This window comes from Mycobacterium marseillense (genome assembly GCF_010731675.1).
GTDB lineage: Bacteria > Actinomycetota > Actinomycetes > Mycobacteriales > Mycobacteriaceae > Mycobacterium > Mycobacterium marseillense.
The window spans coordinates 4,747,653-4,760,639 of record NZ_AP022584.1; the positions used below are offsets into that span (position 1 = coordinate 4,747,653).

General features: G+C 68.4%; 10 protein-coding genes. 5 read left to right on the top strand and 5 right to left on the bottom strand.

Translation table 11 applies throughout. From position 1 onward, the window contains the following. Nucleotides 1-149: 149 nt before the first annotated feature. A complete protein-coding gene (locus G6N26_RS22275) occupies nucleotides 150-1,445 on the top strand; it encodes a citrate synthase (protein WP_067167947.1) in 1,296 nt (431 codons plus the stop codon). A gap of 18 nt (nucleotides 1,446-1,463) precedes the next feature. Here G6N26_RS22275 and G6N26_RS22280 read toward each other — a convergent pair whose 3' ends face one another. The 5 genes from G6N26_RS22280 to G6N26_RS22300 all read right to left on the bottom strand — a co-directional run bounded on the left by G6N26_RS22280 (nucleotide 1,464) and on the right by G6N26_RS22300 (nucleotide 7,008). Beyond that, on the bottom strand, nucleotides 1,464-3,044 hold the full coding sequence (locus G6N26_RS22280) for a phytoene desaturase family protein (RefSeq protein ID WP_083017974.1): 1,581 nt from the start codon (nucleotides 3,042-3,044) through the stop codon (nucleotides 1,464-1,466). Beyond that, nucleotides 3,041-3,304 carry a DUF2630 family protein gene (locus tag G6N26_RS22285; protein WP_067167942.1) on the bottom strand — a complete coding sequence of 88 codons (264 nt, stop codon included), beginning with the start codon at nucleotides 3,302-3,304 and terminating at the stop codon, nucleotides 3,041-3,043. The genes G6N26_RS22280 and G6N26_RS22285 overlap by 4 nt, the downstream gene beginning before the upstream one ends. 55 nt (nucleotides 3,305-3,359) lie before the next feature. Continuing rightward, entirely contained in the window at nucleotides 3,360-4,697 is a 1,338-nt protein-coding gene (locus G6N26_RS22290; protein ID WP_083017976.1) for a sensor histidine kinase, read from the bottom strand. Nucleotides 4,698-4,712: 15 nt separating this feature from the next. Beyond that, nucleotides 4,713-5,423 carry a two-component system response regulator PrrA gene (gene prrA / locus G6N26_RS22295; protein WP_007777113.1) on the bottom strand — a complete coding sequence of 237 codons (711 nt, stop codon included), beginning with the start codon at nucleotides 5,421-5,423 and terminating at the stop codon, nucleotides 4,713-4,715. 112 nt (nucleotides 5,424-5,535) lie between these two features. Further along, entirely contained in the window at nucleotides 5,536-7,008 is a 1,473-nt protein-coding gene (locus G6N26_RS22300; RefSeq protein ID WP_067167936.1) for an acetyl-coenzyme A carboxylase carboxyl transferase subunits beta/alpha, read from the bottom strand. Nucleotides 7,009-7,035: 27 nt separating this feature from the next. Here G6N26_RS22300 and G6N26_RS22305 point away from each other — a divergent pair, with 27 nt between their 5' ends. The 4 genes from G6N26_RS22305 to G6N26_RS22320 all read left to right on the top strand — a co-directional run bounded on the left by G6N26_RS22305 (nucleotide 7,036) and on the right by G6N26_RS22320 (nucleotide 12,947). Continuing rightward, a complete protein-coding gene (locus tag G6N26_RS22305) occupies nucleotides 7,036-7,767 on the top strand; it encodes an enoyl-CoA hydratase (protein ID WP_067167934.1) in 732 nt (243 codons plus the stop codon). 6 nt (nucleotides 7,768-7,773) lie between these two features. Beyond that, nucleotides 7,774-8,883, top strand: a complete 1,110-nt coding sequence (locus G6N26_RS22310) for an MBL fold metallo-hydrolase (protein ID WP_083017978.1) — start codon at nucleotides 7,774-7,776, stop codon at nucleotides 8,881-8,883. Nucleotides 8,884-8,979: 96 nt separating this feature from the next. Next, nucleotides 8,980-10,563: a serine hydrolase gene (locus G6N26_RS22315; RefSeq protein WP_083017980.1), complete on the top strand. Its 1,584-nt coding sequence runs from the start codon at nucleotides 8,980-8,982 to the stop codon at nucleotides 10,561-10,563. Further along, nucleotides 10,560-12,947: a cation-translocating P-type ATPase gene (locus G6N26_RS22320; RefSeq protein ID WP_083017982.1), complete on the top strand. Its 2,388-nt coding sequence runs from the start codon at nucleotides 10,560-10,562 to the stop codon at nucleotides 12,945-12,947. Before G6N26_RS22315 ends, G6N26_RS22320 begins: the two co-directional genes overlap by 4 nt. Nucleotides 12,948-12,987: the final 40 nt, after the last annotated feature.

A 12,987-nucleotide genomic window follows, 5' to 3' on the forward strand; every position in this document is an offset into this window, starting at 1 on the left:
GAGCATCGTCGCCGCGTTACCTGATGAAAGGTTAAGGAAGATTCGCAGACCCGACCCCGGACGGGCGCCTCGTCGCCATAACGACTACCTTCAGCTGTAAGCACCAAGTCAGGGGCAGCCATATCAGCCGGAAGCACGAAGGGGTTCTCGTGGCCGACACCGACGACACCGCCACTCTGAAGTATCCAGGCGGCGAGACCGACCTGGAGATCGTCAGCGCCACCGAAGGCGCCGACGGCATCGCGCTGGGTTCGCTGTTGTCCAAAACCGGCTACACCACGTTCGACAACGGTTTCGTCAACACCGCGTCGTGCAAGAGCTCCATCACCTACATCGACGGTGACGCCGGCATCCTGCGTTACCGCGGCTACCCGATCGAGCAACTGGCCGAGAAGTCGACCTTCATCGAGGTGAGTTACCTCTTGATCTACGGCGAGCTGCCCAGCAAGGAGCAGCTGGCCGAGTTCACCAAGCGGATTCAGCTGCACACCATGCTGCACGAGGACCTCAAGCGGTTCTTCGACGGATTCCCGCGCAACGCCCACCCGATGCCGGTGCTGTCCAGCGCGGTCAACGCGCTCTCGGCGTACTACCCGGACTCCCTCGACCCGACCGACACCGAGCAGGTCGAGCTGTCCACGATCCGGCTGTTGGCCAAGCTGCCGACCATCGCCGCCTACGCATATAAGAAGTCGGTCGGTCAGCCGTTCCTCTACCCGGACAACTCGCTGACGCTGGTGGAGAACTTCCTGCGCATGACGTTCGGGCTGCCCGCCGAGCCCTACAAGGCGGACCCCGAGATCATCCGGGCGCTGGACATGTTGCTCATCCTGCACGCCGACCACGAGCAGAACTGCTCGACGTCGACGGTGCGCCTGGTCGGCTCGTCGCAAGCCAACCTGTTCACCTCCGTTTCCGGCGGCATCAACGCGCTGTGGGGTCCGCTGCACGGCGGCGCCAACCAAGCGGTCCTCGAGATGCTCGAGCAGATCCGCGAAAGCGACGACAACGTCAGCGAATTCGTCCGGAAGGTGAAGAACCGCGAGGCCGGCGTCAAGCTGATGGGATTCGGCCACCGTGTCTACAAGAACTATGACCCGCGGGCCCGCATCGTCAAGGAACAGGCGGACAAGATCCTGGCCAAGCTCGGCGGCGACGACGACCTGCTCAGCATCGCCAAGGAGCTCGAAGAGGCGGCGCTGACCGACGACTACTTCGTCGAGCGCAAGCTATACCCCAACGTCGACTTCTACACCGGGCTGATCTACCGCGCCCTCGGGTTCCCGACCCGGATGTTCACCGTGCTGTTCGCGTTGGGCCGGATGCCCGGCTGGATCGCGCACTGGCGTGAGATGCACGACGAGGGTGACAGCAAGATCGGCCGTCCGCGCCAGATCTACACCGGCTACACCGAGCGCGACTACGCGACGATCGACGCGCGGTAGTCCTCCTCACCCCTAACGTCAGCCCGAGGCGAGCACTGCCATCGCGGCGTTGTGACCGCCGATGCCCGACACCGCCCCGCCGCGGCGAGCGCCCGAGCCGCACAACATGATTCGTTCGTGAGCGGTGGCCACGCCCCATTGCCTCGCCGGGGTGTCCAGCGGGTCGTCATCGTCGGCGAACGGCCAGCACAGGCCGCCGTGGAAAATGTGCCCGCCGCTCATGCGCAGGGTGCGTTCGAGGTCCGATGTGGTGGTCGCCTCGATGCATGGGTGTCCATGCACATCGTGCAGCAGCAGCTCTTGAATGGGTTCGGCCAGAACGGAATCCAGCGATGCCAGCACCGCGTCGGTCAGCCGGTCGCGCAGCGCGCCGGGGTCGGCGTCGCCGAACAGCGCGTGCGGGGTGTGCAGGCCGAACACCGTCATCGTCTGGGCGCCCGAGCCGCGTAGGTCATCGGACAGGATGCTGGGGTCGGTCAGGGAGTGGCAATACGCTTCGCACGGCAGGGGATTCGGCGCTTGCCCCGCGGCCGCCTGCGCGTAGGCCGTATCGAGTTGCGTGAAGGTCTCGTTGGCGTGAAACGTGCCGGCGAAGGCCTGTTCGGGTGTGACGCCGCGGTCGCGTAGGCGGGGCAGTCGCTTCAGGACCATGTTCACCTTGACCTGCGCGCCGGCGGCCGCCGGTGGCGGTGCTTCGCCGAGCAGCCCGGTCAGCACGGTGGGGGTGACGCCGGCAAGGACGAACCGCGACCGGACCCGGTGCTCCTGTCCGCCGATGCGATAGCGCACTTCGCCGCTCGGATCGACGGCGTAAACCTCCGCGCCGCAGATGATTTCGGCGCCGTGGCCGACGGCGGCTGTGGCCAGCGCGGTGGTCAGCGCGCCCATCCCGCCGATCGGGACGTCCCAGTCCCCGGTGCCGCCGCCGAGCACGTGATACAGAAAGCAGACGTTCTGCGTCAACGACGGATCGTCGAGGCGGGCGAAGGTGCCGATGAGGGCGTCGGTGGCCATCACCCCGCGAACCAGGTCGTTGCCCACCGCGTCGGCGATGGCCGCGCCGACCGGTTCCTCGATCAAGGCTTCCCAGGCGGCCGCCGCGCGGGGGTCGTTACCGACCACGACGTGGCGGCGGGCCTGCGCGCGGCTGCGCAGCGGTTCGAGCAGGGTGGGCCATAGCCGTTCGGTCACCAGCCGGCAGCGCTGGTAGAAGTCCGCGAAGCCGCCGGCGTCGTCGGCCGCGCCGATGGCGGCGAAGGTGTTACCGGGCGCCCCGATCAGCAGCCCGCTGCGGCCGCCGGTGGCCGGGTCGGGCGTGTACGACGGATAGGGTCGCCGGGCAAGCCGAATTCCGGCGCCCAGGTCCTCGACGATGCGGCGCGGCAGCAAGCTGACCAGGTAGGAGTAGCGCGACACCCGGACGCCGACGCCGTCGAAGGGTTGCGCCGAGATGGCCGCGCCGCCGGTCTGTTCCAGGCGTTCCAGCAGGCGCACCCGCAGGCCCGCCCGCGCCAGGTAGGCCGCCGCGACGAGGCCGTTGTGCCCGCCTCCTACGACGGCGACGTCTACCGCGTCGGCGCCTGTCGCGTGGTCGCTCAGCTCAGGTAGCCCTCGACCTCGTCCGGCGGTCGCACCTCCGCCTCGCGCGGGTCACCGCCGCTCTCGCGGAGCGCCCGGCGCTGCCGCAGCAGATCCCAGCACTGGTCGAGCTCGATCTCCATGCGCCGAAGGCGGTCATGTTCCTCCGACGTGTCGATGTCACCGCGCTGCAGTTGGGCCCGCAGCACTTTCTCCTCGGCGACCAGGTCGCGGATGTGTGCCAGGGTGTCGTGGTCGGTGGGTTTGCTGCCGTTGGCCATCGCTCCAGTCTGCCCGACGCGGGAGGGGGCGGATAGGTGCCGAGAGCGAGCGCGGCTAGCTGGGTCCCGGGAGTCGCAGCACCAGCCGGGCACCACCCAGCGGGCTGCTTTCCAGCTCAGCGGTCCCGCCGTGTAGCTCGGCCTGCTGGGCCACCAGGGCCAGGCCCAGGCCCGACCCGGATTGAGAGGCCGTCGATCCGCGGGAGAACCGGGCGAACACCACCTGGCGCTCGTCCTCCGGCACGCCGCGCCCGTTGTCGTCGATGGCGATCTCCACACCGGCGCGGGAGCTGACCGCCGACAGCTCGACGCGGGTGGCGCCGCCATGCTTGACGGCGTTGGCGATCGCGTTGTCGACGGTCAGGCGCAACCCGGCCGGAAGGCCGACGATGATGCAGGTGGGTGACGGCACCAGGGAGACGTCGACGCCGGGGTAGATCCGGGTGGCGTCGTGGGCGGCCCGGTCGAGCAGCTCGGTGATGTCGACCGGCACGTGATCGTCGGACGTCGACAGTTCGCCCTGGGCCAGCCGCTCGAGCGCGCTCAGCGTGGCCTCGATGCGCGACTGCGTGCGGATGACGTCGCCGAGCACCTCTTTGCGTTGTTCGTCCGGCATGTCCAGGGTGGACAGCACTTCGAGGTTGGTGCGCATCGCGGTCAGGGGGGTGCGCAGCTCGTGCGAGGACACGGCGGCGAAGTCGCGCGCGGATGCGAGCGCATCCTTGGTCCGGTCTTGTTCCTTCCAGATGCGTTGCAGCATGCCCTGCATGGCCTCGGCGACCTCGACCGCCTCGGTGGCGCCGCGCACCGCCACCTGCGGGCGTTCGTCGGCGTCGATCGAACGGGCTTGCTGTGCCAGGCGTTTGAACGGCCGCACCGCGAAAGCCGCCAGGAGCCAAGCGAATACCGCCGCCGCCCCGATCGACAGCGCACAAATCAGAATCACCCGGCGATGCAGGTTGTTGGTCTGGGCGATCGTGTCGTCGTAGGTGGCGCCCACTTCCACCGTCGCCGGCTGCGGCGTGCGGACCTCGAGGGTACGCACCCGATAGCGCACCCCGTTGATGTAGGTGTCGGCGTAGCCCTCATCGAGCGGCGGCAGCGTGATGTCCGAGTTCGACTTGACCTGGCCGTCGCGTCGCACCGTGATGACGGTGTCCTGGTCGTTGGGGGCGCGCGGGATCTCGCTCAGCCCGCGCGGCAGGAAGGGAATGGCGAAACCCGCCGCCTCGTCCAGGCGCCGATCCAGCCGCTCCTTCCAGGCGCTGGTGATGCCGAACCACACGACCGCCCCCGCGATCACCACCACGATGGCGGTGCCGATCGCCGTCGCGACCGCGACCCGCGCCCGTAGCGACGGCGTACGGGTCAGGATGCGGGACAAAAAGTTCATGGCCGCTCGACCGGGCTACTGCATGCGCAGCACGAATCCCACTCCGCGCACGGTGTGCAGCAGCCGAGGCCCACCGTTGGCCTCCAGCTTGCGGCGCAGGTATCCGATGAACACATCGACGACATTGGTGTCGGCGGCGAAGTCATACCCCCACACAAGCTCGAGTAGCTGTGCGCGGGACAAGACCGCGGTCTTGTGCTCGGCCAACACCGCCAGCAGGTCGAATTCCCGCTTGGTCAGGTCGACGTCAACGCCGTTGACGCGGGCGCGCCGGCCCGGGATGTCGACTTCCAGCGGTCCCACCGTGATGGTCTCCGACGAGGAGGTGGCGGTGGCGCCGCGGCGGCGCAGCAGCGCCTTGACCCGCGCGACCAGCTCGGCCAGCACGAACGGCTTGACGAGGTAGTCGTCGGCTCCGGCTTCCAGGCCCGCCACCCGGTCGTCGACCGAGCTACGGGCCGACAGCACGCAGACGGGGACGTCGTTGTCCATGGCGCGCAGCGCGGTGACGACGCTGACGCCGTCCAGCACCGGCATGTTGATGTCGAGCACGATCGCATCCGGCCGCGTTTCGGTGGCGCTGCGCAAGGCCTCGGCGCCGTCGACCGCGGTCGACACCTCGAATCCGGACAGGCGCAGGCCACGTTCCAGCGACGCGAGCACATCGGAGTCGTCGTCGACGACCAAGACCCGCGGTGAGCTAGCTCCTGTGTCCATGCCGCCCATCTTGCCTGATTGCCGCGTGCGGCGGTGGGAGGCGCGACCTGGGCGCCGAGCGGACGCAAAAGCACCCGACACGCCGTGCGAAAAGGTGCTTTTGTGCCTGCTCGCGAGTGTTTCAGGGCAGACCGATGTTGCGGTAGCGCTGCAGCCGGGCCGCCAGCCGCTCGGCGGCGGGGATCCCGCGCAACGCCTGCACCTCCGCGGCGATGGCCCGCGACAGTCGCTGCGAGAACTCGACCGGCTCGTCGGCGGCGTCGGGATGTTCGGGGACGACGACGTCGACGATTCCGGACTCCAACAGATCAGCCGAGCGAATGCCTTGTGCGGCGGCAAGTTCCGCGGCGTGATCGGTGTCGCGGAAAACGATCGCGCTGGCGCCTTCCGGCGGTAGCGGCGCCAGCCAGCCGTGCAGCGCGGCCAACACCCGGTCGGCCGGCACCATCGCCAGCGCCGGCCCGCCGCTGCCCTGGCCCAGCAGCACGGAGACCGTCGGGGTGTCCAGCGTCACCAGCTCGGCCAGGCACTGGGCGATCTGCCCGGCCAGGCCCCCCTGTTCGGCCTCGGCCGACAGCGCCGGGCCCGCCGTGTCGATCACCAGCACCAGCGGCAGACGCAACTCAGCCGCCAACGCCATGCCGCGCCGGGCCTCGCGCAACGACGCGGGGCCGACCACGCCGCCGGTCAGGCGCTGCTGGCCGAGCACGACCACGGGCTGGCCGGCGAACCGGGCCAGCGCCAACAGCGTCGTCGCCGCCTCTCCTCGACCGGTCCCCGACAACAACACCTGATCAGTTGCGCCGTGCCGCAACAGAAGTCCGACGCCGGGCCGGTCTGGCCGCCGAGACGCCACCACCGAGTCCCAGGCCGAGACGTCGGGTGTCGGTTCGGGTGGTGGCGGGGCGGGTAGCGGCTCGGGCAGGTCGGCGATGACGGTCAACGCGCGGTCCAGCGTGGGGCGCAGCTCGTCGAGCGCGATGACGCCGTCGATCACGCCGTGCCGCTGCAGGTTCTCGGCGATCTGGACGCCCTCGGGGAACGGTTCGCCATAGAGCAGCTCGTATACGCGGGGCCCGAGGAATCCGATCAACGCGCCCGGTTCGGCGAGCGTGACGTGGCCCAGCGAACCCCACGACGCGAAGACCCCGCCGGTGGTCGGGTTGCGCAGATAGACCAGGTAGGGGAGGTGCGCCTGGGTGTGCAGCCGGACTGCCGCGGCGATCTTCACCATCTGCAGGAACGCGACCGTGCCCTCCTGCATGCGGGTGCCGCCGGAGCTGGGCGAGGCCAGCAACGGCAGCCCCTCGGCGGTCGCCCGCTGGACCGCGGCGGTGATCCGTTCGGCCGCGGCCACCCCGATCGAGCCGCCGAGGAAACCGAATTCGCAGACCACCACCGCGACCCGGCGCCCGAAGAGGCGCCCTTCGCCGGTCAGCACCGATTCGTCCAGGCCCGTCGCGGCGCGGGCATCGGCCAGCTCACGCGCATAGGAGGCGGTCAGCGGCACGGCGAGCGGCTCGCTGTCCCAGCGGATGAAGGAATTCTCGTCCAGGACCGCGTCGCGTAGTTGACCAGCCGTGATACGACTCACGTGACGAGGCTATATAGGGTGGCTGCCATGATCGGTGTCAGCCAGGCCGAAGCGGTTTTGACCATCGAGTTGCAGCGTCCCGAGCGCCGCAACGCCTTGAATTCGCAGCTCGTCGAGGAGCTGCGCGAGGCCGTGCTGAAGTCAGGCGACGGCTCCATCCGGGCGATCGTGCTGACCGGGCAGGGCACGGTGTTCTGCGCCGGCGCGGACCTCAGCGGTGACGCGTTCGCCGCCGACTATCCCGACCGGCTCATCGAGCTGCACAAGGTCTTGGACGCGACCCTCATTCCGGTGATCGGCGCCATCAACGGACCGGCCATCGGCGCGGGCCTGCAGCTGGCCATGCAATGCGATCTCCGCGTTGTTGCGCCGGACGCCTTCTTCCAATTTCCGACATCGAAATACGGTCTGGCTCTTGATAACTGGAGCATCCGGCGGTTGTCGTCACTGGTCGGTCACGGCCGGGCTCGCGCCATGCTGCTCGCCGCGGAAAAGCTGACGGCCGACGTGGCGCTGCAGACTGGGATGGCCAACCGCATCGGGACGCTGTCCGACGCGCAGGCCTGGGCCGCCGAGATCGCCGGCTTGGCCCCGCTGGCGATCCAGCACGCCAAGCGGGTGCTCAACGATGACGGCGCCATCGAAGAGGCCGGCCCGGTACACAAGGAACTCTTCGACAAGGCCTGGGGCAGTCAAGATGTCGTCGAAGCTCAGGTCGCGCGCATAGAGAAGCGGCCGCCGAAGTTCCAAGGGGCCTGACGAACCATGCGGGGGACGCTACGGCTGATCGCCGGCACGGCGTCGCTGGCGGGCGGAAGTTGGCTGGTACGCGCGTTGCACGGCACGCCGGACGCCCTCGGCGCCCACCCCGCCTCGATCGCCGCAGCGGCGGCCGGCTCCCCGCACTATCGCGACGGCGTTTTCACCAACCTCGAGCCTCCCTCGGAAACCAAGATGGACCGCGAGCAACTGCGGCTCATCGCGTGGGAGCTGGTGGGAAACCGGGGCGGAAGCCGGCCGCGGGGGCCGATCCCGCTGACGGCCCCGGGGATCTTCCGTGCGGATCCGAGCGGGCTGGCCGTCAGCTGGTTCGGCCACTCCACGGCGCTGCTGGAAATCGACGGCTACCGGGTGCTCACCGATCCGGTGTGGAGCGACCGGTGTTCGCCGTCGGACCTCGTCGGGCCGCAACGGCTGCACCCGCCGCCGATCCAACTCGAGGGGCTGCCCGCCGTCGACGCCGTGGTGATCAGTCACGACCACTACGACCACCTCGACATCGACACGATCCGGGCGTTGGCCCGCACGCAGCGGTGCCCGTTCTTCGTTCCGCTCGGTGTCGGCGCCCACCTGCGCAGGTGGGGGATACCCGAGCACCGCATCGTCGAGCTCGATTGGCACCAGAGCGCGAAGGTCGACGAGCTCACGGTGGTTTGCGTGCCGGCGCGGCACTTTTCGGGGCGCTTCCTGGATCGCAATACGACGCTATGGGGGTCGTGGGCTTTTATCGGGCCGACTCATCGCGCGTACTTCGGCGGCGACACCGGCTACACCAAGAGCTTCGCCCAGATCGGCGCCGACCACGGCCCGTTCGACCTGACGATGCTGCCCATCGGCGCCTACAACACCGCCTGGCCCGACGTGCACATGAACCCCGAGGAGGCGCTGCGGGCGCACCTGGACGTCACCGACGGGGGGCTGCTGGTGCCGATCCACTGGGGCACCTTCCGGTTGGCGCCGCACCCGTGGGCCGAACCGGTCGAGCGACTACTCGCCGCCGCCGAGCCCGAGCGGGTGAACGTGGCGGTGCCGGTTCCCGGTCAGCGCATCGATCTCGCGGCCCCGGTGAAATCGAACCCGTGGTGGCAGCTCTGATTGCTGCGGCGCGCATCGTCAGCGGGCGGGGCTGGATTGCCCGCTTCCTCCTCGCGCCGCCTGCGGCGCGCATCGTCAGCGGGCTATGGTCGCGCCATGACCAAACGCGCCGCCACGGTCGCTGCCATCTCGGTCCTGCTCGGGCTGACGGCATGCGGCTCTGCGCAACCGACCGCTGGGCCCCCCTCCACGCGGTCTGACGTCCCGCCCAACCAGGTGTCCGGCGTGACTATTCCTGCCGGCCGCATCGACGAGGCCGTCGCCAAGATCGACGGCCTGGCCGGTGACCTGATGAAAAGCACCGGCGTCCCGGGAATGGCGGTCGCTATCGCGCATGGCGGGAAAGTGTTGTACGCCAAGGGTTTCGGCGTCAAAGATGTGAGTAAGGGCCAGAGCCAAGACAATAAGGTGGACGCCGATACCGTTTTCCAGTTGGCCTCGGTGTCCAAATCGGTCGGCGCGACGGTGATCGCGCACGAGGTCAGCGACCACGTCGTCGCCTGGGAAACCCCCGTGGCCGCCAAGCTGCCGTGGTTCGCGCTGAGTGACCCCTACGTCACCAGCCAGGTGACCGTCGCCGACATGTATTCGCATCGCTCCGGGCTGCCCGACCACGCCGGTGACAAGCTCGAAGACCTCGGTTACGACCGCCGCCAGACCCTCGAGCGGCTCAAGTACCTGCCGCTGGCGCCCTTCCGGATCAGCTACGCCTACACCAACTATGGGATCACCGCGGGTGCCGAGGCGGTGGCGGCCGCGGCGGGTAAGTCCTGGGAGGACCTGTCCGACGAGGCGCTCTACCGTCCGCTGGGCATGACGTCGACCAGCTCACGGTTCGCCGATTTCGCCGCCCGGCCCAACCATGCGGTCAACCACATCAAGGTCGCCGACAAGTGGGAGGCCCGTTTCCAACGTGACCCCGATGCCCAGTCACCCGCGGGTGGCGTCAGTTCATCGGTGAACGACATGGCCCGCTGGCTGATGATGTTGCTGGGCAACGGAACTCACGATGGTCAGCGGATAGCCTCGCCGGAAGCCCTGCTGCCCGCCACCACTCCGCAGATGGTGTCGGCGCCCGCGACAACGCCCAAGGCGCGCACCGGATTCTACGGATACGGCTTCAACGCGTCGGTCGATTCCTCGGGCCGCACCGAATACAGCCATTCCGGCGCTTTCGATTTGGGGGCGGCGACGAACTTCGTGGTGATGCCCTCGGAGGACGTGGGCATCATCGCGCTGACCAACGGCGCACCCTACGGCATCCCGGAAACGCTGACCGCCGAATTCATGGACCTCGTCCAGTACGGCCAGATCCGCGAGGACTGGGGCCCCTTGTACCAGAAGGCGATCGGCTGGCTGAACAATCCGGTGGGCTCGCTGGTCGGCAAGCAGCCTCCAGCTGATCCCGCACCGCCCAAACCCCTTCGCGACTATGCCGGCAGCTACGCCAGCGACTACTGGGGTCCCGCCACCGTGACCGAACACGATGGCGCCCTGCAGCTGGCGATGGGGCCGAAAAACCGGGCTGTCACCCTCACCCATTGGGACGGCGACACCTTCACCTTCCCGCTGACCGACGAAAACGCCCCACCCGGAACCATTTCCAAAGCCGTCTTCTCCAACAACACCCTGAACCTGGAGTACTACGACACCGAGAAACTGGGAACCTTCACGCGATGAGCTCGTCAGTGATCACGGGCCTGACCGATGCCACGGTGACGCAGCGAGTCGCCGACGGCCAGAGCAACGCCGTACGGAAGCGCGCGACGCGCAGCATCACCGATATCGTGCGGGCGAACGTGTTCACCCGGATCAACGCGATCCTGGGGGTGTTGCTGCTGATCGTGCTGTCGACCGGCTCGCTGATCAACGGGATGTTCGGACTGTTGATCATCGCCAACAGCGTCGTGGGCATGGTCCAGGAAATCCGGGCCAAACAGACGCTGGACAAGCTCGCCATCGTGGGGCAGGCAAAACCCGTGGTGCGCAGGCAATCCGGAACTCGTGCGGTCGCGCCCGAAGAGGTGGTGCTCGACGACATCATCGAGCTCGGACCCGGCGATCAGGTCGTCGTCGACGGAGAAATCATTGAAGAGGCGAACCTGGAAGTCGACGAGTCGCTGCTGACCGGTGAGGCCGACCCGATCGCCAAGGACGTCGGCGACGCGGTGATGTCGGGCAGTTTCGTCGTCGCGGGCACCGGAGCCTACCGGGCCGCCAAGGTCGGGGCGGACGCCTACGCGGCAAAACTCGCCGAGGAAGCCAGCAAGTTCACGTTGGTGAAATCCGAACTGCGCAACGGCATCAACCGCATCCTGCAGTTCATCACCTACCTGTTGGTGCCGGCCGGCCTGCTGACGATCTACACCCAGCTGTTCACCACGCACGCGGGCTGGCAGCAGTCCGTGCTGCGGACGGTGGGCGCCCTGGTGCCAATGGTGCCCGAAGGACTGGTGCTGCTGACGTCGGTCGCCTTCGCGGTCGGGGTGGTCCGGCTCGGCCAGCGCCGCTGCCTGGTGCAGGAGCTTCCCGCCATCGAGGGACTCGCCCGCGTCGACGTGGTGTGTGCCGACAAGACCGGCACCCTGACCGAAAGCGGCATGCGGGTCGCGCGGGTCGACGAGCTCGACGAGGTCGCCCAGCCGGATCGCATCGACGACGTGCTGGCCTCGCTCGCCGCCGCGGACCCGCGACCCAACGCGAGCATGCGCGCGATCGCCGAGACCTATCACGAGTCGCCCGGCTGGACCGCCACGGCGACAGCGCCTTTCAAGTCCGCCACCAAGTGGAGCGGCGTGTCCTTCGAAGGGCACGGCAACTGGGTGATGGGCGCTCCCGACGTGTTACTCGAGCCCGCGTCGGCGGCGGCCGAACAAGCCGAGCGAATCGGGGCGCAAGGTTTGCGGGTCCTGCTGGTGGGCGCCGGCACCGTGGCCGTCGACCATCCCAACGCACCGGGTGACGTCACCCCGGTCGCGCTCGTGGTGCTCGAACAGAAGGTCCGTCCCGACGCCCGCGAGACGCTGGAGTACTTTGCAGATCAAGGTGTCTCGGTCAAGGTGTTGTCCGGAGACAACGCGGTCTCGGTCGGCGCCGTCGCCGGCAAGCTCGGACTGCACGGCGAGACGATGGATGCGCGCCAACTCCCCTCAGAACCGACGCAATTGGCGGACGCGCTGGACACCCACACCACCTTCGGCCGGGTGCGGCCCGATCAGAAGCGCGCCGTCGTGCACGCCCTGCAATCGCGCGGGCACACCGTCGCGATGACCGGTGATGGCGTCAACGACGTGCTGGCCCTCAAGGACGCCGATATCGGCGTCGCGATGGGGGCGGGCAGCCCGGCGTCTCGCGCTGTTGCCCAGATAGTCTTGCTGGACAACAGGTTTGCCACGCTGCCGTATGTCGTCGGCGAGGGGCGGCGGGTGATCGGCAACATCGAGCGAGTCGCCAACCTGTTCCTCACCAAGACCGTGTACTCGGTGCTGCTGGCGTTGTTGGTGGGCATCGAATGCCTGTTTTCCAAAGCACTGAAGGCCGATCCGTTGCTGTATCCGTTCCAGCCGATCCACGTCACCATCGCGGCGTGGTTCACCATCGGGATACCGTCGTTCATCCTGTCGCTGGCGCCCAACAACGAGCGCGCGGAGCCGGGCTTTGTGCGCCGGGTGCTGAGCTCGGCGCTGCCGTCGGGGCTGATCGTCGGCACCGCGACCTTCGCGTCGTACCTGGTCGCCTACCCCGGCCGTCACGCCAGCTTCCAGCAACAGGATCAGGCGTCGACCGCAGCCCTGATCACCTTGCTGATGAGCGCGCTGTGGGTGCTCGCGGTGGTCGCACGCCCCTACCAATGGTGGCGGGTCGCGCTCGTAATCGCCTCGGCCCTGGCCTATGTGGTGATCTTCAGCCTCCCGCTGGCCCGCAAGCAGTTCCTGCTGGATCCGTCCAACGTCACGGTGACGGCGACCGCGCTGGGGATCGGTCTGCTGGGCGCCGCCGCGGTCGAGGCCATGTGGTGGATCCGCGCCAGAATGCTCGGCGTCCAGCCGCGGTTGTGGCGCTGAGAACACCGAACTCAGCGGCGGCCGATTTCACCGGGCAAGT

What these genes read in the sequence shown, in the direction of transcription:
- G6N26_RS22315 (WP_083017980.1), top strand. Translation starts at nt 8,980, where the DNA reads ATGACCAAACGCGCCGCCACGGTCGCTGCCATCTCGGTCCTGCTCGGG.
- G6N26_RS22320 (WP_083017982.1), top strand. Translation starts at nt 10,560, where the DNA reads ATGAGCTCGTCAGTGATCACGGGCCTGACCGATGCCACGGTGACGCAG.
- G6N26_RS22285 (WP_067167942.1), bottom strand. Translation starts at nt 3,304, where the DNA reads ATGGCCAACGGCAGCAAACCCACCGACCACGACACCCTGGCACACATC.
- prrA (WP_007777113.1), bottom strand. Translation starts at nt 5,423, where the DNA reads ATGGGCGGCATGGACACAGGAGCTAGCTCACCGCGGGTCTTGGTCGTC.
- G6N26_RS22290 (WP_083017976.1), bottom strand. Translation starts at nt 4,697, where the DNA reads ATGAACTTTTTGTCCCGCATCCTGACCCGTACGCCGTCGCTACGGGCG.
- G6N26_RS22310 (WP_083017978.1), top strand. Translation starts at nt 7,774, where the DNA reads ATGCGGGGGACGCTACGGCTGATCGCCGGCACGGCGTCGCTGGCGGGC.
- G6N26_RS22305 (WP_067167934.1), top strand. Translation starts at nt 7,036, where the DNA reads ATGATCGGTGTCAGCCAGGCCGAAGCGGTTTTGACCATCGAGTTGCAG.